Origin of the sequence: Kocuria massiliensis (assembly GCF_900169715.1) — a bacterium.
GTDB lineage: Bacteria > Actinomycetota > Actinomycetes > Actinomycetales > Micrococcaceae > Rothia > Rothia massiliensis.
Map to the genome: position 1 here is coordinate 865,163 of NZ_LT835161.1, position 23,590 is coordinate 888,752.

21 protein-coding genes are annotated in these 23,590 nt (G+C 61.5%); 13 read left to right on the forward strand and 8 right to left on the reverse strand.

Translation table 11 applies throughout. The annotated features are described in order from the left end of the window. Positions 1 to 17: 17 nt before the first annotated feature. From B9Y51_RS08195 to B9Y51_RS08205, 3 genes are all read left to right on the forward strand, one after another. Positions 18 to 1,529 carry a hypothetical protein gene (locus B9Y51_RS08195; RefSeq protein ID WP_085529374.1) on the forward strand — a complete coding sequence of 504 codons (1,512 nt, stop codon included), beginning with the start codon at positions 18 to 20 and terminating at the stop codon, positions 1,527 to 1,529. 86 nt (positions 1,530 to 1,615) lie between these two features. Then, positions 1,616 to 1,942: a DUF3039 domain-containing protein gene (locus B9Y51_RS08200; RefSeq protein ID WP_085529725.1), complete on the forward strand. Its 327-nt coding sequence runs from the start codon at positions 1,616 to 1,618 to the stop codon at positions 1,940 to 1,942. 73 nt (positions 1,943 to 2,015) lie between these two features. Then, positions 2,016 to 3,791 carry a DEAD/DEAH box helicase gene (locus B9Y51_RS08205; RefSeq protein ID WP_085529726.1) on the forward strand — a complete coding sequence of 592 codons (1,776 nt, stop codon included), beginning with the start codon at positions 2,016 to 2,018 and terminating at the stop codon, positions 3,789 to 3,791. Here the strand turns inward: B9Y51_RS08205 and B9Y51_RS08210 are convergent. Together B9Y51_RS08210 and B9Y51_RS08215 are read right to left on the reverse strand one after the other, a co-directional pair. Further along, positions 3,775 to 4,410, reverse strand: a complete 636-nt coding sequence (locus B9Y51_RS08210; RefSeq protein WP_085529375.1) for an isochorismatase family protein — start codon at positions 4,408 to 4,410, stop codon at positions 3,775 to 3,777. The genes B9Y51_RS08205 and B9Y51_RS08210 overlap by 17 nt on opposite strands. 60 nt (positions 4,411 to 4,470) lie before the next feature. Next, on the reverse strand, positions 4,471 to 5,733 hold the full coding sequence (locus B9Y51_RS08215) for a nicotinate phosphoribosyltransferase (RefSeq protein WP_048680560.1): 1,263 nt from the start codon (positions 5,731 to 5,733) through the stop codon (positions 4,471 to 4,473). 119 nt (positions 5,734 to 5,852) lie between these two features. Between B9Y51_RS08215 and clpS the strand changes: the two genes are divergently transcribed. The 7 genes from clpS to B9Y51_RS08250 all read left to right on the forward strand — a co-directional run bounded on the left by clpS (position 5,853) and on the right by B9Y51_RS08250 (position 11,083). Further along, a complete protein-coding gene (gene clpS / locus B9Y51_RS08220; RefSeq protein ID WP_048680163.1) occupies positions 5,853 to 6,191 on the forward strand; it encodes an ATP-dependent Clp protease adapter ClpS in 339 nt (112 codons plus the stop codon). A gap of 2 nt (positions 6,192 to 6,193) precedes the next feature. Then, entirely contained in the window at positions 6,194 to 6,751 is a 558-nt protein-coding gene (locus B9Y51_RS08225) for a DUF2017 domain-containing protein (protein ID WP_048680160.1), read from the forward strand. Between the two features lie 151 nt (positions 6,752 to 6,902). Next, positions 6,903 to 7,889, forward strand: a complete 987-nt coding sequence (gene murI / locus B9Y51_RS08230) for a glutamate racemase (RefSeq protein ID WP_085529727.1) — start codon at positions 6,903 to 6,905, stop codon at positions 7,887 to 7,889. A gap of 33 nt (positions 7,890 to 7,922) precedes the next feature. Then, entirely contained in the window at positions 7,923 to 8,708 is a 786-nt protein-coding gene (locus B9Y51_RS08235) for an MBL fold metallo-hydrolase (protein ID WP_048680157.1), read from the forward strand. Positions 8,709 to 8,784: 76 nt separating this feature from the next. Beyond that, the gene (gene rph, locus B9Y51_RS08240; protein WP_048680154.1) at positions 8,785 to 9,546 is read left to right on the forward strand and encodes a ribonuclease PH; all 762 of its coding nucleotides are present in this window, start codon (positions 8,785 to 8,787) and stop codon (positions 9,544 to 9,546) included. Then, the gene (locus B9Y51_RS08245) at positions 9,543 to 10,205 is read left to right on the forward strand and encodes a non-canonical purine NTP pyrophosphatase (protein WP_085529376.1); all 663 of its coding nucleotides are present in this window, start codon (positions 9,543 to 9,545) and stop codon (positions 10,203 to 10,205) included. Before rph ends, B9Y51_RS08245 begins: the two co-directional genes overlap by 4 nt. 14 nt (positions 10,206 to 10,219) lie before the next feature. Beyond that, positions 10,220 to 11,083 (forward strand): phosphotransferase, encoded by an 864-nt coding sequence (locus B9Y51_RS08250; protein ID WP_048680150.1) that lies wholly within the window; start codon positions 10,220 to 10,222, stop codon positions 11,081 to 11,083. Between the two features lie 29 nt (positions 11,084 to 11,112). Here B9Y51_RS08250 and B9Y51_RS08255 read toward each other — a convergent pair whose 3' ends face one another. Next, positions 11,113 to 12,174 (reverse strand): ADP-ribosylglycohydrolase family protein, encoded by a 1,062-nt coding sequence (locus B9Y51_RS08255; RefSeq protein WP_158088278.1) that lies wholly within the window; start codon positions 12,172 to 12,174, stop codon positions 11,113 to 11,115. A gap of 74 nt (positions 12,175 to 12,248) precedes the next feature. Here B9Y51_RS08255 and B9Y51_RS08260 point away from each other — a divergent pair, with 74 nt between their 5' ends. From B9Y51_RS08260 to B9Y51_RS08270, 3 genes are read left to right on the forward strand one after another with little or no spacing between them, the layout of a single operon-like run. After that, positions 12,249 to 13,424, forward strand: coding sequence for an exonuclease SbcCD subunit D (locus B9Y51_RS08260; protein ID WP_085529378.1), 1,176 nt, complete (start codon positions 12,249 to 12,251; stop codon positions 13,422 to 13,424). Further along, positions 13,421 to 16,528: an AAA family ATPase gene (locus B9Y51_RS08265; protein WP_085529379.1), complete on the forward strand. Its 3,108-nt coding sequence runs from the start codon at positions 13,421 to 13,423 to the stop codon at positions 16,526 to 16,528. Before B9Y51_RS08260 ends, B9Y51_RS08265 begins: the two co-directional genes overlap by 4 nt. After that, positions 16,525 to 17,901, forward strand: coding sequence for an MFS transporter (locus B9Y51_RS08270; protein ID WP_048680138.1), 1,377 nt, complete (start codon positions 16,525 to 16,527; stop codon positions 17,899 to 17,901). The genes B9Y51_RS08265 and B9Y51_RS08270 overlap by 4 nt, the downstream gene beginning before the upstream one ends. Positions 17,902 to 17,913: 12 nt before the next feature. On the opposite strand, the gene B9Y51_RS08275 is transcribed toward B9Y51_RS08270, so the two are convergent. From B9Y51_RS08275 to B9Y51_RS08295, 5 genes are all read right to left on the reverse strand, one after another. Next, positions 17,914 to 18,567, reverse strand: coding sequence for an MBL fold metallo-hydrolase (locus tag B9Y51_RS08275; protein WP_085529380.1), 654 nt, complete (start codon positions 18,565 to 18,567; stop codon positions 17,914 to 17,916). A gap of 2 nt (positions 18,568 to 18,569) precedes the next feature. Next, positions 18,570 to 19,670: an S-(hydroxymethyl)mycothiol dehydrogenase gene (locus B9Y51_RS08280; RefSeq protein WP_048680133.1), complete on the reverse strand. Its 1,101-nt coding sequence runs from the start codon at positions 19,668 to 19,670 to the stop codon at positions 18,570 to 18,572. A 105-nt stretch (positions 19,671 to 19,775) separates the two neighbouring features. After that, positions 19,776 to 20,645, reverse strand: coding sequence for an alpha/beta fold hydrolase (locus B9Y51_RS08285; RefSeq protein ID WP_158088279.1), 870 nt, complete (start codon positions 20,643 to 20,645; stop codon positions 19,776 to 19,778). Positions 20,646 to 20,648: 3 nt separating this feature from the next. Then, complete coding sequence (locus B9Y51_RS08290; protein ID WP_053089966.1) at positions 20,649 to 21,722, reverse strand: YihY/virulence factor BrkB family protein; 1,074 nt, start codon at positions 21,720 to 21,722, stop codon at positions 20,649 to 20,651. Between the two features lie 230 nt (positions 21,723 to 21,952). Beyond that, positions 21,953 to 23,491, reverse strand: a complete 1,539-nt coding sequence (locus B9Y51_RS08295; RefSeq protein ID WP_425432067.1) for a malate:quinone oxidoreductase — start codon at positions 23,489 to 23,491, stop codon at positions 21,953 to 21,955. Positions 23,492 to 23,590: the final 99 nt, after the last annotated feature.

Below are 23,590 nucleotides of genomic sequence, written 5' to 3' on the forward strand. Positions count from 1 at the left end.
GGAGAAGCGGCTGGTCCGTGGCGGGAACCATCATCGGCGGAATCTATGCCCTCATGGCGTTGGTTGGCGTGGTGGCCGGAATGATGGCCCTTCGTGAGGGAGACCCCGCGCTCGCGCAAGGTGTCGCCGTCGTCGTGGGCACCCTGGCCACTGCGGTGTGGTGCATCGTGCCGCTGGTGCTCTCTGGACAGGATTCCACCCTCGATCCCGACCTCTTGGCGCCCTATCCGTTGAAACCTCGTGACATCCTCGGCGGCCAGCTCTTGGGTTCTGTAGTGGGCATCTTCGGCTTGGTCACGCTGATCGGTTCCCTCATGCCCGTCCTGGCATGGACCTCTCCGGGCCCCGCACTCCTCGCTCTTCCCGCGGGAATAGTGGGGTTCGTCCTGCTGATGGTGTGCTCGCGGCTGATGAGTTGCCTGGGGATGGCGATTCGCCATAAACGCTTTCTTGCCGAGACCATCGGGGCGATTTTCTTCTTAGCGTTGCTGTGCGCGGGGCCGATTGTTTCGACGCTCACCTCCAGTTTGATGTCCGAAGAATGGGTCCGGTCGGTGGCCAACGTCACCGGGTGGACGCCGTTGGGTATCGCCTGGGCGTTGCCCGGGGATCTCGCATCCGGCGCGTGGGGTCTCCTGATCCTGCGCTCGGTGCTGACCGTGGCCTACCTAGCCGTGGGATTGTGGGTCTGGCAGAGTGTCATCGCGTACCAAATCAGCCACGTGGGTTCGGCACCCGCGAGGAAAGGCGGCGCCGCAAAGTCCGGACGCTGGTTGGGCCTCTTTACTCGCTTCCCGGCGACCCCTTCCGGTGCAATCGCGGCCCGGACCACGACGTACTACCTCAAAGATCCACGACTCAACCTGAATTTGTTGATGGCGCCCGGGTTCCTGATCCTCTTCGGTTTTATGAACTCCACGGGGTCCGGAGGCTTCCTCCTGCACATGGTGGGGCCGATCGTCGGGTGGATGCTCGCCTGGCAAAGTACCTACGTCGTCTCGTACGACAACACAGCTTTTGCCCTCCACCTCACTTCACCCGTCCGTGGCATATCGGAGCGTTGGGGGCGCACCCTCGGCATGATGGTGATCTTTGTGCCACTCGTGGCGTTCGTTTCCGTCGCGGCCGAGATCATCCAAGGCGAGCCTGGAAGCATTCCGGCGAACCTCGGCCTCTCATGGGCGGTCTTGCTTGCCGGGCTCGGCGTAGGCGCGGTGTTGTCGGTCCGATACGCGTTACCAGTACCGGCTCCCGGTGAAAGCCCATGGAAGTCCCGAAAGAATAACGCTGGTTTAGCTAACGCCCTGATTCAGTTCGTGAGCAGCATCGCGATGTGGGCCTTCACGCTTCCCATCCTGATCCTCATGCTCGCGGCGTCAATCACACATGTGCCGATATTTGACTGGATCATTTTGATTGCCGGCCCGGTGTACGGTGCCCTCATCGTGTGGCTCGGCGTCCGAATGGGCGGCGCCTGGTACGAACGCAAGGCACCGGAACTGTACCAGGATCTCGTTCGCATGCGCTGATGCCCCAGTGAACGACGTCGACGGATGCCGGAGAATCACGCGGGTGATTCTCCGGCATCCGTTCACCAGCGTAGAATGACCGCATGATGTTTGACCGAACCGTAGACGCCTTGAACTCCACCGAACCGCTGGACGACACCGGATACGGGTCGACTCCCGGCGGAACCGCAACCATTGAACGGGAAGAAACACGCCAGCTCTCGGAGCCTGGTGACCACGAACGTTTTGCGCATTACGTGCGAAAGGAAAAGATCATGGAATCCGCGCTCTCGGGCGAGCCGGTCATCGCCCTGTGCGGCAAGGTCTGGACCCCCGGCCGCGATCCCGAGCGTTTTCCGGTGTGCCCCGAATGCAAGGAAATCTACGAAATGATGCGTGGCGGCGATGACGAGGGCAACGACGGCGACCAGTAGGTCGCGCGCTTCCTCTCGAGTCCCATACCCCCGTCCCCTTTACAGGAGTGAATAGCCCCTCGTGTCCGACGACATGTCCCAGCCATCCCTCTTCGGCGGTGCCGGTGCAGACCTACCGCCCGCGTACCCGGATCGCGCAGCTTGGGGAACCGCGCCGAAGCTCCGTGCGTGGCAGGCGGAGGCCCTCGAAAAATACTTCGAAACCGAACCTCGCGATTTCATGACCGTGGCGACGCCGGGTGCGGGCAAGACGACCTTCGCGCTCCGGGTGGCCAAAGAACTCATGGACCGGGGAAGCGTGTCCCGCCTCACCGTCGTCGCCCCCACGGACCACCTGAAGTCACAGTGGGCCGACGCCGCGGCGCGAGTCGGTATAGCGATCGACCCCAATTTTAAGAATTCCGACGGACATCACGCCCAGGGTTATTCGGGTGTCGCCCTGACGTACGCCCAGGTGGCCAATAAGCCGCTCCTACACCGGGCCCGCACGGAAAATGCCCGCACTTTGGTGATACTCGACGAAATCCACCACGCCGGAGACGCCCTTTCATGGGGCGACGGCCTTCAGGAAGCCTTCGAACCGGCCTACCGACGGCTCGCGCTGACCGGCACGCCGTTCCGTTCCGACTCGTCGCAAATCCCATTTGTACGTTATGAACGTGATCAAGAGGGCCTGCTGCGCTCGCAGTCCGACTACTCCTATGGATACGGACCGGCGCTGGCCGACCACGTGGTCCGCCCCGTCATTTTCATGGCGTATTCCGGCCAGATGCGATGGCGCACGAGTTCGGGCGAGGAAATGGCGGCCGATCTCGGCGAAGGGTTTACCAAGGACATCACCGCTCAAGCTTGGCGCACGGCGTTGGACCCTCGGGGCGAGTGGATCCCGTCGGTCTTGGCCGCGGCGGATTCCAGGCTCAGCGAGGTGCGCAGAACGGTTCCCGACGCCGGAGGCCTCGTGATCGCCTCAAATCACGAGGATGCTCGGGCCTACGCGGCGCGGCTGGAGAAAATTTCCGGCACCAAGCCAACACTGGTCCTTTCGGACGACAAAACGGCGTCCGCACAGATCGACCGCTTCTCCGAGTCGGAGGATCGCTGGATGGTCGCGGTCCGAATGGTGTCTGAAGGGGTGGACGTTCCCCGGCTGGCCGTTGGCGTTTATGCGACGTCAACGTCGACGCCGTTGTTCTTTGCCCAAGCCATCGGACGTTTTGTACGTGCCCGCAAGAGGGGAGAAACCGCCTCCGTCTTTCTTCCCTCCGTGCCGATCCTGATGTACCTGGCTCAAGAGATGGAGGCCGAACGGGACCACGCTCTCGATCTCAAGGACAACCCAGACGAAGTGGACATCGTCGCCGCCGACGAAGGTCTGGACGATCACCTCATCGACGAGGCGAACCAGGAAGAGCAAGCCAGCTCCAGGTTGGCATCCGGAAAATTCGAGGCCATTGGCTCTCAAGCGTCCTTCCACGGCGTGATGTACGACGGGGAGGACTACCAAGGATACGAGGTGGGCTCGGACGACCAAGATTTCCTGGGGATTCCTGGTTTGCTCGATGCCGACCAGGTGGGAACGCTCCTGAAGCAACGCCATGAGCAGTCACGCCAGCAGGCCCCTCGCGCGACCTCGGCCCCTTCGGTTCCGGACCATCGCCAGCTGAAGAACTTGCGTCAAAAACTCGCCAAGAACGTGTCGGCTTGGGCCGCTCGTACAGGTGAACCGCATGGTGCCGTCCACAATGCTCTGCGTCGAGAATGCGGAGGCCCGCCAGTTGCTCAGGCCACTGCGGAACAGATCGAAGCGCGTATCTCGACGTTGCAGCGGTGGTTTATCGGCCGACGCTAGTCGACTCGATGACCTGGATGCCTGCGTCTTCCAGTTCGGCCACGGCGGTCTCTGCCGTCTCTTCGGCGACGGCTGAGGTGAGGTCAACCAGCACCCGTGTTTCGTAGCCGGCATCCGCGGCATCGAGCGCGGTGGCCCTGACGCAGTAGTCGGTCGCGATTCCGACGACGTCGACGTCTGTGACATCCTGCTCCTGGAGCCAGTCGTCGAGAGACACCTTGAGCGTGTCTTCGGGCATGTGCCCGGGCTCATGCTCGCCCGTCATCACGGAATCCTCGGGGGCCAGGAGGCCCTCGAAACCAGAGTAGGCAGCCTCGTACTCGCCTTTGCGGAACATCGCGTCGACGTAGTCCATATCGAGGTCTGGATGGAATGCCGCTCCCGATGAATTGGCGACACAATGCACGGGCCAGGAATTCGTGAAGTCCGGGTTTTCGCTGAAATGGGTGCCCGGATCGATGTGCCAATCCTGGGTTGTCACCACGACGTCGTAGGCCGCGTGATGCGTCAGCAAATAGGCGGAAATCTCCGCGGCGACGTCGTCTCCTCGGTCGGTGGCCAGGGCTCCTCCTCGGCAGAAATCATTTTGGACGTCGACGATCAGCAATGCTCGAGCCATGAAATACCTTTCACTGTGGGGTGGGGAAGACGCGATGGGAGTGCGTCAGGTGAGCGGGGATTAGTGGTCCACGAATTCGGTGGGAATCGCCGGTTCCCCCTCGGAGAGGCGCCGAATCGCCCGGGGCAATTCCGCAACCGCCGCAGCGTGCCGCTGGGTGGCTGCGTGGACGCCTTCGGCGCCGGTGGCGCCTGGCAAGACTCTCCCATTGTCGACGAGGGTGTGCATGAGCGGGCGGTAGCCTTCGGATTCCAAGCAGGCAGGATCGAGGGCAATGGACTCTGCTACTGCGACGCCGCGTGAATCCAGCCGTCTCGCGGCATGTTTCTCGCCGCCGATGGACCCCTTGCCCTGAGACTTCTTCGCGACCGAGACCATCTCGCCCGCGGAGTTTTCCCGCGAGACGAGCTTGTACACCATGGACGAGGTCGGCGCGCCGGACCCAGTGACCAAACGGGTGCCGACGCCATACGAGTCGACCGGCGCGGCGGCGAGGCCCGCAATGGCGTATTCGTCGAGGTCAGAGGTGACCGTAATTTTCGTGTTGGGATTACCGAGCCGGTCGAGGAGCTCCCGGAGCGCCACCGCTTGGGCCGCAAGATCGCCAGAGTCCAGGCGTACTGCACCCAGCCGTGGGCCGGCCAGCTCGACGGCGCTACGGACGGCCCGCTCGACGTCGTAAGTGTCCACGAGCAATGTCGTGTCGATTCCCAGAGATTGGAGCTGCGCGCGGAAGGCGTCGTCCTCTTCGTCAAAGAGGAGGGTGAAGGCGTGGGCCGACGTTCCAATCGTGTGAAGGCCGTAGCGACGCCCGGCTTCGAGGTTTGAGGTGCCGACGAAGCCGGCGATGGCCGCGGCGCGAGCGGCAGCTACGGCCGCTTCTTCGTGGGCGCGGCGCGAACCCATTTCTAGGCAAGGCCGATTCCCGGCGGCCCCGGTCATGCGGGACGCCGCGGAAGCCACCGCGGAATCGAAGTTCAGGATGGACAAGATCAAGGTCTCAAGGACGCAGGCTTCCGCAAACGGAGCATCAACCTGAAGAACCGGTGAATGGGGGAAAAACGCTTCACCCTCGCCGTACCCTCGGATCGTGCCCGTGAATTGAAAATCTGCGAGGTAGTTGAGGGTCGCCTGGTCGACGACTCGAGCTTCCTCCAGGTACGCGAGCTGGGCATCGTCGAATCGAAACTTTTCCAATAAGTCCAGGAAACGACCGGTTCCGGCGAGGATCCCATACCGGCGCCCCGCTGGGAGCCGGCGGGTGAACGTTTCGAAGACGCATCGACGTTGATGCGTGCCGGCGCCGATGGCCGCCTGCAACATCGTGAGTTCGTAATGGTCCGTGAGAAGCGCGGGGGAGTGGTGAGTCACCCTCCAAGGGTACTCATCCGGCGGTACCTCGCCAACGATGGAAGGACAGGAACGGGTAGACTCGTCACACTATGGTCAGTCACTCTTCTCGTCACGTCACCCTGTCCAGTGAATCGTCCGCCGAGTTATCGCCCGAAGGCGGGGTCGGGTTGCTCGAACGAGTTGAACCTGAGACCCCTTGGAAGGTCATCGTGTGGAATGATCCCGTCAACCTCATGAGCTACGTGACCTACGTGTTCCGGGCGCACTTTGGGTTTTCCGAATCCAAGGCGCGCACCTTGATGATGGCGGTTCATCAGGAAGGCAAAGCCATCGTCTTTACAGGGGGCCGGGAAGAAGCCGAACGGCACACGAGCGCATTACACGGCTACGGGCTGTGGGCAACCTTCGAGAAGGACTCCGGAGAATAAGCATGGCCAAAGAATTTAAGAATGGACGAAAGGGAATTGTCGGCGGCCTCGAAGGCCCCGAACGCGAGTTGCTCATCAAGCTCTTCCACGACGTCATCACCACCCTGGAACCGGAATCGCGTGGAGAAAATGAGGATCCGTTGGAGGCCTTGGTCGGGATCACCGACGATCCGGAAATTCCGGAGGACCCGGCCTTGAGGCGTCTGTTGCCCCAGGCCAGCGACGACGACGAGGCAGCCACGGAATTTCGCCGTTACACCGAGCGTGGAGTTCGGGAGAGCAAAATAGCGCACCTGCGTATGGCCGCCATGGACTGCGAGGCACCGAAGTTGGTGCTGAACCCCGAACATGCGATGGCTTTCGCCTCGGCACTCAACGACGTCCGATTGGTAGTCGCCACACGTCTGGGCATCGAGTCGGAAGAAGATGCACAGCGTGTCGCGGAATATACGGACTGGTCACAAGCTCGCGACGTTGAATCCTATATGTCGCTGGTTTATCAGTTCGTCTCCTGGCTACAGGACTCCCTCGTTGAGGCGATGCTCGCCGACCTCGATTAATTCTTCATGTCCTCAAGGATGATGGCCTGACCAGGGTGAACTTGGACGCATTGGGGAAGAATGACCGTCATCGATGCCCCTGATCAGGGCACTTACCGTTACCCTCGAAAGCACTATGAATAGCCTGAATCCAATCGACGATGCACCGCAGATGACGGTGTGGGGTAGTGCCGCTCCGGCGAGGCCGACGCCCGGAGCGCCCATCGGAGTGTTCGACTCCGGCGTCGGCGGACTCACCGTCGCCAGGGCCATCATGGATCAGTTGCCCCAAGAGAAGATCATTTACGTTGGGGATACCGCGAATGGACCCTACGGGCCCCTGCCGATTGCGCAGGTTCGAGCTAACGCGTTGCGCGTCATGGACGACCTGGTGGATTCCGGGGTGAAAGCGCTCGTCATTGCCTGTAATACGGCATCGGCCGCGGTGTTGCGTGACGCCCGCGAACGATACACCCGGAAATACGGCATTCCCGTCGTCGAAGTCATTCAGCCTGCCGTCCGGCGAGCCGTTGCCGCGACTCGCAATGGCCAGATCGGTGTTCTGGGTACTGCCGCAACCATCGCCTCGAGGGCCTATGAAGACACCTTTGCTGCGGCACCCCACCTGGCGATTCGTTCCGAGGCCTGCCCGGAGTTCGTGGAGTTCGTCGAGCGGGGCGTGACCTCAGGACCGGAACTCTTGGAAATTGTTGAGCGGCATCTGGCACCCATTCAAGAGTCGGGTGCGGACACCGTCATCCTGGGCTGCACTCACTACCCGCTACTGACCGGCGCGATTTCCTACGTCATGGGTGAATCCGTGACCCTGGTGACCTCATCCGAGGAAACCGCCAAGGATCTCTTCCGAGCTCTCACCAACTTGAATTTGCTCCGGGACGAGAGCGAGCCGCCCCACCACGAATTCGTGGCGACAGGACACCCCGAATCCTTCGAACGGGTCGCACGTCGATTCCTCGGCCCCGAAGTCTCCCGGGTGACACAGGCCAAGAACTTTGCCGAATCCTTTCCCACCGCGTCACTTGCCGTTGTCCCTGAGAGACGACAGGAAGCGACCCGCACCGTTTTGAACCCCACAGAGACCGCCCGAACTCACTCCGATGAGTCGCCGGGACGCCACCTTCCGGGAGATTCCCGGTAACAACGAGATCCGCAGGGATCAAGAGGTACCACCATGGAACTGAAGATCATCGGATGCACCGGCTCCTTCGCCGGCCCCGAATCTCCCGCGTCCTGCTATCTGCTCTCCTCCGAGGATGAACACGGCCGGACGTGGCGGGTCCTCCTCGACATGGGTAGCGGATCCCTCGGGGAAATCCAGAAGCACGTCAACTTGAGCGAGATCGACGCCGTGTTGATCAGCCACCTGCACCCGGACCATTGCGTCGATCTGGCCGGTTTCTACATAGCCGCTCGTTGGGACCCCCGCGGTTGGCAAGGTGGACGCATCTCCGTATGGGCCCCATCCGGGATGAGCACCTACCTGGCACAGACGCACAGCATGGCATCGGCCGAAATCCTCAAGGACCAGATGGATTTTCATGACTGGTCGCCTGAGGTCCCGGTGACGATTGGGCCCTTGACGATCGAGCCGTACCTGGTGCTTCACCCCATCGACGAACCGTACGCGCTCCGAGTCACCGAACGAGGCGCCTCGGGGGAGAAGGTTTTGGTCTATTCCGGGGATTCGGATGCATGCGAGGGTCTCACTCGTGCGGCTTGGCACGCGGACCTCTTTTTATGCGAAGCCGCCTACATGGAAGGTCGGGACGACTCAATCCGAGGCATTCACCTCACCGGTGCACGGGCCGGCGAGACAGCACGGGATGCTCAGGTGCGACGACTCCTCCTGACGCACCTTCCGATCTGGAACGAACCCGACGTGGCGCTGGCAGAAGCTCGGGAGCATTTCGACGGCCCCGTCGACGTCGTCACGCCGCTCGCCACATACACGGTCTGATGGCCCCGTTCCGACATGCCCAGAGTCATGATCGACACGGTGAGAACCTGTGACACGACGGCGGTAAGCTGACACTATGACTTCACAGACCTCTGCGACAGAAGCAACCACTCGAGCGGACGGTCGTGCCGTGGATGAGCTCCGGCCGATCTCCATCACCAGAGGCTGGTCCCAAAACGCCGAGGGTTCGGCCCTCATCGAATTTGGCAACACCCGTGTGCTCTGCACGGCCTCGCTCACCGAAGGAGTGCCGCGATGGCTCAAGGGTGAAGGCAAAGGCTGGGTTACCGCAGAATATGCCATGTTGCCCCGCGCCACGAGTACGCGGTCTGCGCGAGAATCCGTCAAAGGAAAAATCGGCGGACGCACCCACGAGATTTCGAGGCTCATCGGGCGGTCACTCCGCGCCGTCATCGACACCCAGGCCTTGGGTGAAAACACCGTTGTCTTGGACTGTGACGTCCTGCAAGCCGATGGCGGAACACGCACGGCAGCCATCACCGGAGCCTACGTCGCGCTCGCGGAAGCGATCGCCTGGTCCCAGAAAGAGGGCCTCGTGGACCGACGCAAGCAACCGCTGATCGATTCCGTATCTGCCGTGTCGGTGGGAATTATTGACGGCGTGCCGATGCTGGATCTTCCCTACGTGGAGGATGTTCGTGCGGAAACTGACATGAACGTCGTGGTCACGGGTTCAGGATCCTTCGTCGAGGTCCAGGGAACGGCAGAAGGTGCGCCGTTCGTGAGAGATGAGCTCAACGCGCTCCTCGATCTGGCTCTCACGGGGACCGAGCAATTGGCCGCGATTCAGCGCCAGACGTTGGGAGATGCGGCATGAATGCCGCCAGTCAGACGCCACGCGTCGTCTTGGCGAGTCACAATGCGGGGAAGCTCGTGGAGCTTCGGGAACTCCTCCGGGGCCAGATCGAAGGGCTCGACGTCGATACTCAGGTCGTCGATGCGGGCACCGTGGGCGCGGAGGACGTCGTCGAGACTGGCGTGACCTTCGCAGAGAACTCCCTGCTGAAGGCTCGTTCCGTGGCGCGCCAAACCGGACTCGTCGCGATTGCGGACGATTCCGGGTTATGCGTGGACGTGATGCAGGGTGCCCCCGGGATCTTCTCGGCCCGGTGGTCGGGTCGCCATGGAGACGACGGAGCAAACATAGATCTTCTCCTGGCTCAGCTCTCCGATATCGCTGACGAGCACCGGGGTGGACATTTTCACTGTGCCGCCAGTGTGGCGACCCAGAGTGGTTTCGAGGCTGTTGAACACGGTGAGATGCCTGGTCAGTTACTTCGAGCGGTCGCGGGTGATGGCGGTTTCGGATATGACCCCATTTTTGCCCCCGCGGAACTCGAGGGTGACGAAGCCGGATTGTCGGCCGCACAAATTTCGGCGGCGAGGAAGAACGCCATCAGCCACCGCGCCAAGGCCTTCACCGCCATCATTCCTCACGTGCGGGCGGCGTTGTCCAAGGATCTCGCTCAAAGGTAGTCTCCGTGTCTCATATGTCTCGGTTCGCCCGGATGCGATACTTCCCCCTCATCAAGGCTGTTTTGGACCAAGCCGGTGTGCGGGTCGAACCTGACGATTGGGAGGTGCATTCGAACGGCTCGGCGCACATCGTCGTCAACGCCGGACATCTCCTGTCGGTTCGCGTAGCTAAAGCCCACGATGCCGCCAAGGCAATGGACAGCCGTGTCAGAATCTTGCGGGCTTTGCCGCGTGATTTGCCGTTCGAGGTTCCGCGACCCCTGACCCGGGTGATCTCACGGGCCGGGTATACCGCCGTGGGATTGACGTGGATTCCGGGCGAAGCTCGAGACATTGGGCCGGCTCCCGCGCGACCCTTGGGACGAGCTCTCAGAGCGATTGGCCGTATCGATGCGGTTCAACTGGGACCATACGTGGAAAAGGCCCACTTCCATTGGGGCGGCGACGACTGGGAAGCGACGCTCCGCGAAACCGTGATTCCCCGCCTCTTCACGGACAACCAACGCATGGCCCACCGCATTGTTGACGACGTATTAGACCTGGACCCCGTGGAGCCGAGGGTGATTCATGGCGATTTCTCGGGCCATAATCTGCTGTGGACCAAAGATAAATTGACGGGCGTCATCGACTGGGATCACACGGCGATCGGGGATCCCGCGTGGGATATTGCGTCGGCGGCGAACTGGTACGGCTGGGACGTTTTGACCAAATGTGTGGGGAAGGATTGGGCAGCGCGCGCCAAGATCATTCACCGTCTCATGCCGTTGCAATCAGTGGGTTATGCCATTGTCAACGGCGGAGGCGGGGCCATCGTTCGGCAATCCCTCGAGCGCACCGACGCGTGGTTCGAAGAACATAAACCCGAGCTTCCCTGGTAGGAAAGCCGTGCCGCTCCGCCGGCTACTGACTACCCATTCTCGTGCGTCGACGAGCCGAGGAGGCCTTCATCCCCAGCCAGAGTGACCCATCGTTCCCAGACCAGGCGTAGTGGATCGTCGATGTTTCGGGGAAGGGTGACTCGTGTCCTCTGGTCCTGGTTCAGGGCGCCGCGCACGACGTCGCTGAGGCCCGTGGCTCTGGCGGAGATCGAGTCCTCCACCACGTGTTCAAGGATCGCTGACAGCGCTCCATGCAGGTCACGGACGCACTCGGGGGCGTCGTCGGTGTTCCATCGAGTTGGCGATGAAGGGTGTTTTTGCGTGATGTCGCGCAACATCTCCACCGTGCAGGGTGCCTTGACGAAAAGCGCCCCGATTCCGCGAAGCGACCCTCCCATGGCCGCATACTGGTCGCGGAGACCACGTTGAGTGGCCGGTCCGTCGTCGAGCTCGGTAGGCGCCATCTGGAGGACGCTGGCGCAGGCCGACCGGAGGATCTCAGGTGCGCGTCGATCGGTGTCAGAGGCGCCCAGAACGCTTCTGAGGAGGATCACCCAGGCGACGCCGGTGGCCAAGGCCTCAGGGGAACCGTGAGTCAATGCGGTGACGTTGGCAGCCAATTGGCCCAGGTGGGCGACGGAGGCGACGGGGTAGAGCGCCATCGGCACTAGCCTCGGGAGGAAAGCCGACGAATCCGCCCAGGGAAGTTCGTGTCGGGCGGGATACTGCATCTGTGCTAGTGGAAGAGCCGTGGCGGTGGCGGCATCGAGGGTATCGGTGCTCCAGGAAGCGCCGTCAGCGGCTAGGTTCTCCCAATCAGACCTCGGGGGAGCAGGGGCCTCGGATTCCACGGGAAGACCCAGGACCCGGGCCCATCGGAGATACTCGAGCCAGACGGACGCGGTTTCATCGGCACTCTGCCCCCGGATCGCCCAGTGGAGAACTTCGGTCAAACCCGCCAATGTGGCTGTGGGGCCTAATCCGAGGGGAGCATCCGCCGCTGCGGCCGGTGCGAGGAGGCGATCCAGGAGAGTCGCGTAGCCGGGTGTCCGCGGGTCGAGTATGGGGAGTTCTCCTGGGGGAATATGCATGTCCATCATTCTAAACTTCGCATCGAGGGGCGGCGGGAGCTTATCTTGTCAGTCGGTCGGGTTAGGTTGAGGTTATGAGAATCCTTCACACATCGGACTTGCATCTGGGTCGCTCCTTCCACGGACGGTCCCTTTTTCAGGACCAAGAAGCGCTGTGTCGAGAGATCATCGAGGTGTGCGAGGATCACCGAGTCGGGGCAGTCCTCATCGCGGGAGATGTCTACGACCAAGCGTCCCCTCGCACCGATGTGATCGATCAATTCTCACGGTTCCTTGGCAATCTGCGACGGCGCGGCATCGAGATCGTCATCACGAGCGGTAATCACGATTCCCCGGCACGCCTGGGGTTCGCCTCTGAGCTCTTGAGCGATGTGGGGGTGCACCTCCGTACCAGGGTGGAAGACATCAACCGGCCCGTCACCCTCAGCGATGGAACCCTGGTGTACGGAGTGCCGTACCTAGATCCTCGCTCCTCCGCCCCGGCTCTGGGGGCCGAACCTACTCACCCTTCGGTCTTGACGGCCGCGGTGGACGCCGCTTGGGCGGATCGCCAGGAGCGGAGTGCGACCCACGCCATCATCATGGCGCACTGTTTCGCCAGCGGGGGCGTCAGCAGCGAGTCGGAACGGACCCTCGAGGCCGGCAACCTCGGCGTCGTTTCCGCACGAATTTTCGAACGGTTTGATTACGCCGCCTTGGGGCATCTCCACGGCCGTCAGAAACTACTTCCCAACGTGCGATACAGCGGCTCACCCTTGGCGTTTTCCTTCTCGGAGGCTCGGCATACCAAGGGATATTGGTTGATCGACACCGCTGGAACCGAACTCACCGTTGAGGCGGGGCAATGGCGGCATACCGTGCCATTGGCCAGGATCAGTGGGACCTTGGAAGAGCTCTTGGCCTCTGAAAAATTTGCCTGGGCTGAGTCGTGCTGGTGCCAAGTGAAACTCACAGACACGCAAAGGCCGGCTCATCCCATGGAACGCCTCAGAACCAGATTCCCGGAAACCCTCGAACTGGGTTTCACCGGTTTATCCCACCGTGAAGAATCCCGATATGCGACGAAGCTTGCGGCCGTTCGAACACCGCTTGAGACCTGCAGTGCTTTCTATGAACAAGTTCGAGGGCGTGAATTGAGCGGTGCGGAACGAGGCTTGTTGGAATCGGGCATCCGAGAGGCGGAACGACGACTAGCTCAAACTGAAGCAGGTTCGTCCGCATCCACCGAAGCGCAGGGGGACCACGCATGAGAATCCACAGCCTGGAATTTTCCGCCATCGGTCCGTTCCCAGGAACCGAACGAATAGATTTTGAGCGCCTCAACCAAGCTGGGCTCTTCCTGCTGAGCGGTCCCACCGGTGCGGGCAAATCCACCATTTTCGATGCGATCTGTTTCGCTCTCTACGGCTCCACGAGTCGGTCGTCGGGCTCTGGATCCAAGGGAATGCACTCGGATTTTGCACAGCCCGGAAACGAACCGTATGTCGCCATGGAATTCAGCGTCGGCGGGTACCGGTATCGCATCCGGCGGACCCCCGAATGGCAGAAACCCTCTACCCGGGCGAAAGCGGGATGGAGCAAACAGCACGCAACAGTCCTCCTGTCGCGATGCCCGACGGACGCGTGGTCGAGCGAGGACGAATCGCCCTGGGAGGTCTTGTCCTACCGCATCGACGAGACGGCCACCTTGATCTTGGGGATCTTCGGCTTGACTCTGCAACAGTTCTCCCAGGTCGTGATGTTGCCCCAAGGTGACTTCGCCCGATTCCTCACCGCCTCATCCAATGACCGCGAAGAGCTCCTGGCCAAGCTCTTTCCCATAGACCTGTACCGAGACCTTCGTGATGTCCTTAAGGACCGGGCAGGAGAGGCCGAGGAAGCCATCAACCTTCTGGCATCGGAATCCGAATCCGCTCGTCGTGAAGTGATCACCCTCCTCGAACGGTTGGATGTAGGCCAAGACGCTGCGGGCCAACAAGCTACGAGCGAATCGATCAACCTGGATCTGACCGCCAAGCTGCTGGAGACGGCGCGACAAGAGGCCGCGGAGCGACGTCGGGAACTTGGTGAATCGGTGACCGATGCGCGTCGTCGGGCCGAGAGACTCGAGCGATCGGTCGACGAATGGGCCGAACACGACAGGCTCCTCGAGCGGAAGCGCCGCGTCGACGAAGCGGCCAAGACTCTGTCGAACCGAAAGGCCACCGTTCGGGCCGCCCAGGCGGCGCAACCCGTCACGGAATCGTTCGAACGATGGCGCAAAGCTTGCGCGGAGACCGCCAACAAGCGGGACCAGCTGGGCCACGTCGTGAGCTCCATGCGCGAGGTAGCGGCCGAGCCCATGCGCCTGAGCGGCGAGAATGAATCAGACCTCACCATCGAGACTCGCTACTGGGAAGACCCTTTCCGTCTGAACTCCGAGCACGACGACGCCTACGGCGCCCTATTGGACCGCCGCAAGGAGTCATTGCGCCAGATCGAACAGCGGTACGCGGAGGTCGACGAGCTTGCGCTCGCGATTAAGGACCCAACGAGACGGCTGGAGGAAGCCCGACGGCAAGAGGAACGTACTGCCCAGCGCATCGAATCGGTTCAGAATTCGTTGCTCCACATAGATCAGGAGGCGGCCGACGCTCGGAAAGACGCTGAACGGCTGTCCGATTTATCCGTGGCGCGCACCGAGGCCGATGCGATTTTGACGGTCACTCGCCGTGCAGCCGACGTTCGGGTCCAATGTCATGAGGCCGAGAAGGATTTGGAGAGGGCCGAGCGGAACCGCCGCGAGGCGTCGGAGCGCGTCAACGTGTTGATGGAGCAGAGGTTCCGGCAGGCGGTGATGGTACTGGCGGACGACCTCACAGAGGAGAGCCCTTGTCCGGTCTGTGGTTCACTCGAGCACCCACGGCCAGCCACGGAATCCCAGGGCGAGTCGCCCGTCGAGATTGGGCAGGAGGAGATCGACCGAGCCTCTCAACAACGCGAGCGAGCCGAAGCGTCCGTCCGTCAGGTTGGCGAACTTCTTGCGGGACTCCGAAAGAGCTTGGACGAGCTCCAGGCTCAGGGAGCCCTGGGGGAGGTTTCCGCGGCCGAGGAATCGTACCGTCAGGCAAACCTCGCCTATGAGACGGTTCAGGAACGGGTGCAGCGTCTGGGGGACCTTGAGAAGAAGCAGGCTGATCTCCAGGGGACACTTCAGGCCGAACAAGACAATGCGCACCGGCTCGCTCTGGAAAAGTCCGGATTGGTCTCGCGTATCGAAGAATTGGCTCGCCGTCGCGATGCCTTGACCGCGACCTTGGCGGAGTCTCCGGACCGAGAAAAAGTCCACTCGATGTCGAGCCGCGTTGACCAGCTGAAGTCCATGCGCGCGGAAGCGGCGATGCGTCGTGCACAGCTCGAGACGGCCGCCACATTCGACGCTGACCTGGAATCCACTTACCGAAAAGCATTAGAGAAGAGCCCGTTCCGGGATCAGGAGCACGTGTCTGAGTCCGAGCTTTCTCACGAGGAGTTGGAAGCCCTCGAAGAATCCATCCGCGGTGACGAACAAGAGTTCGTGCGTTGGGACGAAGCATGGACGGCATCCTGGCACCAACGTTTCCTGGAACGACTAGAAGAGGATCACGAGCGACCTGACGCTGACACTGTGGAGGAGTCCCGTCGCGCGGCAACGGCCGCCGCCGAACGGCACGAGGAATCCGTGATTCGCGAGACGAAACTTCGAGACGGTCTGGACAACGTGCTGCGTGTCGCAGAACGTGACCGAATCCTTCGGCGCGAGTCCGAGGACGCCTTGAACAAGGCTCAATTGCTCAAAGACCTGTCGGATGTTGCTGCAGGTTTGGGAAGCGAAAATCTTCAAAAGATGCCGTTGACCACGTTCATCTTGGCCGCACAATTAGAAGAGATTGCCGATGCCGCGACCGTCCGGCTCCTGGCCATGACGGACGGCAGGTATAGCTTGCGCCATACCGACGCTTCCGCCGGCAACAATAGGAAATCCGGGCTGGGCCTTGAAGTTTTTGATGCGTGGACCTCAGAAGCCCGGCCCACGACGTCCCTCTCAGGGGGCGAAACCTTTATGGCGTCCTTGTGTCTGGCTCTCGGTCTTGCCGACGTCGTGCAGGCGCGGTCTGGAGGGATCGAGATCGATACGCTCTTTGTGGACGAAGGATTCGGATCCCTCGATGAAGACACTCTTGAGGGCGTCATGGACGCCATCGACGGGTTGCGAGAGAATGGACGAGTCATCGGACTCGTGAGCCACGTGGCCGACATGAAGACGAGAATTCCCGAGCACGTGAAGATCAAGAGGGCGCCTCAAGGGTCCTCGGTGGAGTCGACGACCGCATGAGCAATACCCCTAAGACCAACGAGCCACCCGTGGCTGCTGGATCTGTCACATCGTCGGTTCCCCCCGCACCAGGCGAGACTGGGACAAATTCCCAGCGGAGTCCCGAGAGCACGATCGACCGGTTGCGGCTTCTGACCGGCTTGGCAGGGCTGGGGTACCTGGCGATCTCCGTCTTCGCTCGCCTGCCAGTCGCCATGCTGCCGCTGGGAACGTTGATCATGATCGTCACATGGACCAACGAGATCATCCTCGGCGGGTTTGCGGCGGGCGTCGTAGCCATCAGCATCGCCATCGTGGTGCCTATCTACGGCGTCGTGGCGGAGAAACTCGGGCAGCGTCTCGTCTTACTTTTTTGCGTGCTGAGTAATGCCGTCTCGATCTTCTGGCTGATCAGTGAGGCGGTGAAGCTTCAGGCGCCAGGTGGAGGTTCCATCCCCGCGCTTCTCGCGTCGTGCCTGGTCACCGGGGCCACATCGGCTCCAGTCGCCGCATTGGCCCGGATTCGATGGGCCGGCGAATCCCACCGCCTCGCGGACCGATCGTTATTGAATTCGTCGTTGGCGTTTGAATCTGTGGCCGATGTGGTCGCAACCGCCCTCGGAGCCGCAGTGACCGGTGTCGCGACCCTGCTGTGGCACGCGCACGCGACACTCCTTCTGGTCGCAGCGATCAATCTCCTGACAGTGACGGCTTTCGCCCTGACCCGGCTCCGGCACAGTTCGGCACCGATGCCCAGGCCTAGAAACGCCACCGAGGATGACCTCGAGAGAGACCGTGTTCGCCGAAAACTCATGTGGTTCCCGGTGATCGGAATGGGCACCTTGGGGTTACTCCTGGGGTCCATGCAGTCATCGCTCGTGAGCTTGAGTCAAAACTTCGATTCCGTGGAAGGCGTCGGCCTCTTATACGCGGTTCTGGGGCTGAGCTCGTTGATGGCGGCCATCGCCATTAATCTTCTCCAGGCCCGAACCTCCAACTGGGGAGCATGGCTTTTTTGGGCCTGTACCTTGACCCTGGTCGCGCTGCCGGCCACTATGCCCGGCTCGATTCCGACGATGGCTCTCGCACTCGTCTTTCTCGGCGTCGTCGTAGGAATCTGCCTCATCGTGACGGATTCTGTGGCGACTCGGGTGACACCAGCGGATTCGCTGGAACTCGTGATGACCTCGACCTTCGCGGCACTCTTAGCGGGTACCGGGCTGGGCCTGGTCTGGGGTGCGGTGCTCGGCGATTCTCAGGGCTACAACACTGCCCTTTTGCTCCCGATGTTCAGCGCCGCCGCCTATCTGCTGTTGAGTCACGTGTACGGCCTCTTGTGGAGAAAGTACTTTGAACGGGGCATTTGGGGTGGCCGCCACGCCGAGCGGTACTGAGCCAGTCCAGCGCTATTCTCCGCGGTCAATCCATTCTTGGCGATGGGGAGCCTCGTCGCCAATGCGCGTTGAATCGCCGTGACCCGTCAATACGATGGTCTCATTCGGGAGGGTCAAGAGCCGATCCGTGATCGAATCAATGATCGTCGAAAAGTCGCTGTAGGAACGACCCGTGGCACCAGGCCCTCCGTTAAACAGCGTGTCACCGGAGAAAAGCACAGGGGAGCTGCCTTGCCACGCTAGGTCTTCGGAGAAGAAACACACCGACCCCGGGGAGTGACCGGGAACGTGGATCACCGTCAGCTCGGCGTCACCCACGGAAATGCTGTGGCCGTCTCGCAATGGTTCGAAGGACGGGGCGGGGTCACCGTGAGTAAGAGTCCAGAGCGGTAGGTCATCCGGGTGCAGGTGCACCGAGGCGTCGAAGCGCTGAGCCGCCTCGATAGCGAGGGCCGCATGATCGTCGTGAGCGTGCGTGAGGAGGATGGCATCCACCGTGCGGTCACCGACCAGCGAGGCCACGGCGTCAAGATCATGAGCCGGGTCGATGACGACGCACCGAGATGCGTCCCCAACCACCCAGGCATTATTCTCGACGTCCCAGGTACCGCCATCGAGACTGAAGGTTCCGCTGGTGACCGTGTGGTCAATGGTCGTTTCCGCCATGATTACGCCTCCGCGATTTCGACGACTGAACGCAAGACCTTGCCTTGTTGCATCTTCTCGAAGGCAGGCTCAATCTGATCGAGTTGGATGGTCTCCGACACGAAAGCGTCGAGGTCCAACCGCCCCAGCCGGTACTGATCCACCAGCATCGGGAAGTCGCGCGACGGCAAAGTGTCGCCGTACCATGCAGATTTGATGGATCCTCCGCGTGAAAAGACTTCGTCCAACGGCATCTCCAAGGTGGTGCCCGGATCAGGAACTCCCACGAGAACAACGCGGCCCGCGAGATCGCGCGCCTCGAAAGCCTGCTTGAAGGTGGTAGCGATGCCCACCGCATCGATCACCAGATCGGCACCGTTTCCATCGGTCAGCTCACGGATGCCTTCCACAGGATCGGTGTTCTTGGAATTGATGGTGTGCGTTGCGCCGAGGCTGCGGGCGGTGTCGAGTTTATCGTCGTCGATATCTACCGCGATGATGGTGGTTGCACCAGCCAGAGCGGCACCGGCAATGGCAGCCGTACCGACGCCGCCACAACCAATAACGGCCACCGACTCGCCGCGTGCCACCTGGCCCGTATTGATGGCCGCGCCAATACCAGCGGTGATTCCACACCCCAACAAGCCAACCGCGGCGTACTGATCCGTCGTCAGCTCGCCTTCAATTTTGGTGCATTGCCCGGCGGCAACCAGGGTCTTCTCCGCGAAGGCGCCGATACCTAATGCGGGTTCCAATTCGGTGCCGTCCTCCAACGTCATCTTCTGCTGCGCATTGTGGGTGTCGAAGCAATATTGGGGCTGACCCTTGCGGCATGCGCGGCACTGACCGCATACCGCTCGCCAATTGAGGATCACGTGGTCCCCTGGAGCGACCGAGGTGACGTCATCGCCGACCGATTCGACGATTCCGGATGCCTCATGGCCCAGCAGGTACGGGAAGTTATCACCGACCCCACCACGCTTGTAGTGGAGATCCGTCTGACACACGCCACAGGTCAGAATCTTGACGACCGCCTCGCCGGGGCCGGCGTCGGGGACGTTGATGGTGGTCACCTCGACCGGCGCATCCTGGGCGCGGGAGATAACGGCCTGGACCTTCTGCATGGTGCCTCCTCGACTTGGGGGAATAGTCGCTGCGACATCGGGCCGCATAGTCATGACCAGTCAATCACATCGACGCTGAGCGTCAGGATCTGTTCGGTTTGTGGCTTAATCTGCGTCGAGGTGTGCGCGCACCGCCCGTGCGAATTGACCCGAGGTGAGTGCGTCGACGTGAGTCCGACGAGGCAGTTTGACGTATCGGCTACCACCAGGCAATAAGCGAGCGAGCGATCCGTCGTCGGCGACGGCATCGGCCTCTCCCGAGACCAGAAGGGTGGGTTGTCCTGGCACATTGGCCTCGCCGGGGGAAAATGCGGGGACGCTTAACCGGTCCGCGCACCGCTCCAGGAGTGCTCGGTCCAGGGGAGACGATTCTACGAAGTTGAGAACCTCCCGTACCTGTGGCGAAGGGGACTCTGCGGCGGGCCCTGACGGCTCGAGTATGGGGTCGCGCGGGCCATTCCCCATGGCGCTGCTTCTGCTCTGGGAGATGGCTCGGGATACTTCCGCGAGACGGTCCGTGGCCGGGAGCCCGCCGAGGCACACTCGACGGACAAGGTGGGATTCGTTTGCGGCAAGGTCCCAGGCCAATCGGGCACCGAGGGAGTACCCGAGGAGGTCGACCCCGGTGGAGTCATCGCCGTGCTGGGACACGATCATCCGGATGGCTTCGGAGAGCGCGTCGACTACGTCGTCGGCCGTCAGATGCACGTCCGGGGAATCCTGGAGCGGAATGTCGTGGAAGTCAAAGCCTTCCGGGGAGCCGAAATCCTGGAGGGCCTCAGTCAGATACTCGTCATCATGCCAAGGAAGCTGTCCCAGGATGAGGTCCCGGTCCGCGCCGAGACGCCGAATCCACCCGGTGGATACCCAGCACTGGGACGCCGTCGTCGCGAATCCATGGATAAGGAACAGAGGCGGAAAACCCGCGCCGCCACCCTTCCGGGCGGGGACGCGGGTCCACCGAAGACTCGGCACGATCTACTCCTCGGAATAGTCGAGTCGGTCGTTGCGCAGGCGCAATTTGCGGCCTTCGTCCACGAACTTCTGCCGGGCCTCGAGCTGCTTGTGGGCCTGGCGGGTGTCCCGCGGAGGCAACTGCAATTGGTCCTCCGCACGCATGCCCGCCTCGAGTTCGCGAGCACGCTCGAGCTCGGAGTCGAGCACCGCGCCGAAGAGCAAGACGTTGTTCATGATCCAGATGAAGAGCAACATCACGATGACGCCACCGATCGTGCCGTACGTCGCGTTGTAGCTACCGAAATTCGACACGTAGAAGCCAAAACCGACGCCGGCGACGCCCATGACGACCAGCGCGAGAATAGCGCCCGGGCTCAGCCAATGAAGCTTGGGCTGTTTGACGTTGGGGGTCGCGTAGTACAGCAAAGCGATCAAGACGATGGTCAGGACGACCAAAACCACCCAGCGTGCCCAGCTCCAGACGGACACAGCGGTATCACCGAGCCCAATCCAGTCACCCATGAGGTGCAGGACGTTGCCCGACAGGAGAATCATGAGCATCATGACCACGACAATCACGACCATGACGAAGGTGACCAAAAGATTGATCGGGCGCAACTTCCAGATCGGACGACCTTCGACGACGCCGTAAATCCGGTTTAACGCTCGTCCGAAACCACCGACGTACCCGGAAGCCGTCCACAGTGCGCCAACCACACCGGTGATCAAGGCGACGATGCCCGCCCCGGTGGAGCTGGTCAACTGAGTGATCGGCTCCTTGATCAGTGCCATGAGCTCTTCAGGAGCGTACGGTCGAATGAAATCCAAAATGGCGTGCGTCGTCGTATCGCCCTGACCAAAAACGCCCAGCAGTGAGACGACGGCCAATAGCCCAGGGAAAAGCGAGAGCACGGCAAAGTACGTCAGGGACGCCGCAAGGTCGGTGACGCCGTTGCCGGAGAAGGAATTGAGAGACCGCTTAAAGACGTATCCCCAACCCGGCTTGCTAATTTGTGTCAGACTCGTGGCCTTGTCTTGGTGACCGGCGCGACGTGCGCCGTCTGACTTCTGAATAGTTTGTTCGGAAAGGTCCATCGATCAACGACCCCGTGGTTTCGTGATGGCGAGCAGCTCGCGCGGTGCAGTGTGATGCTACGTCAGTAGCCTGCCTACAACCTACCCGAAAGGTTGAACGGTCAAGCGATACACCCACCGTATGTTGTGGCTTTGTGTCTTTCCGGTATTAAATCCGGTGCCAAAACAACGGCGTCCGGTTCCCCAGAAGGGAAACCGGACGCCGTCCATCAACTCGTCGTCGGCGAAACCTAGTTCTTGATACCCAGGACCTTGGCGGTGTGGGCCATGATTTCGTCGGCGAGCTCAGGCTCGTCGTTGAGGCGGTGGCCATAGGCCGGCACCAATTCCTTGATGCGGGGTGCCCACCCGTCCACATGATCCGGGAAACACTTCTTGACGAGGTTCAGCATGATCGGAACAGCGGTCGACGCGCCGGGGGAGGCTCCCAACAACGCGGCAATCGAGCCGTCTCCCTTGGTGATGAGCTCGGTACCGAACTGCAACACGCCACCGCGCTTGGCATCCTTGCGCATGACCTGAACGCGCTGTCCCGCCTCGATGAGGTCCCATTCCGAGCCGTCGGCCGAGGGGTAGTACTCCCGCAGCGCCTCGACGTGTGACTTTTCACCCTTGGCCAGTTCCGTGAGGAGGTACTTGACGAGACCCAAGTTGTCCAGGCCGGCTCGCGTCATCGGGTAGAGGTTGTCGAACTTGACCGACTTGAAGAGATCCAGATAGGAACCCTGTTTGAGGAAGTTCGTCTTGAATCCGGCGTACGGGCCAAAGAGCAACGAGCGCTTTCCATCCACCCAACGGGTGTCCAGGTGGGGGACCGACATGGGCGGGGCGCCCACAGATGCTTGCCCGTATACCTTGGCGTTGTGCTGTTCGGCGGTCTCCTCGCGCGAATTGCGGAGGAACAGGCCGGATACCGGGAAACCACCGAAGCCCTTGCCTTCGGGGATGCCAGACTTCTGCAAGAGGGGCAACGCGCCGCCGCCTGCACCGAGGAAGACGAATTTGGCGCGCACCAAAACGTTGTCTTCCGTATTGAGGCGGTTGCGTGCCATCAGGCTCCACGAGCCATCCGACTCCTGACGGAGATCGTCCACCTGATAACCGAAGCGAACGTCGGCACCTTCGGCCTCGAGGTGGCTGATCATCTGTCGGGTCAGGTTGCCGAAATCGACATCCGTTCCCTCGGGGGAGTAATTCGCCGCGATCGGTTGGTCGTCCGAACGCCCCTTCATGGTGAGCGGAGCCCACTCAGCGATCTTCTCGGGGTCACGCGTGAATTGCATGCGCTCGAATAACTTCTGGGAGTTCAGTGCCTTATAGCGCTTGGCGAGGTAGTCGCTGTGGTCTTGGCCAAAGACCAGGGACATATGCGGGACCGAATTGATGAACGACGAGTCCGTCAACTTGTTTTGCTCGATCAACGACGTCCAGAACTGACGGCTGGTCTGGAACTGTTCGTTGATGTTCAGGGCCTTGGCGGGATCAACGGTCCCGTCCGCGCCCATCGGGGAATAGTTCAGCTCGCACAAGGCAGAGTGCCCGGTACCGGCGTTGTTCCACGCGTTGGAACTCTCAGCTCCGACTCGGTCCAATCGCTCGAGCACGGTGATGTCCCAATTCGGTTCTAGTTCCTTGAGTAGGACGCCGAGCGTGGCGCTCATGATGCCGCCCCCAACGAGGACGACGTCGGTCGTGTGAGTTCGTGTCACTCTGGATCTCTCCTGTGCTGTGGATTCCGCGTGATGATGCGGTCGGTGCCCCGTTATCAAGCAACGGGTGGAGCGGCGTCAACAAAGGGTATTTGTGACGCAAACTCACTTCAGGTTATCGCTCAGAGGGGGAGCGGTCGAACGAAGGCGTAACTAATT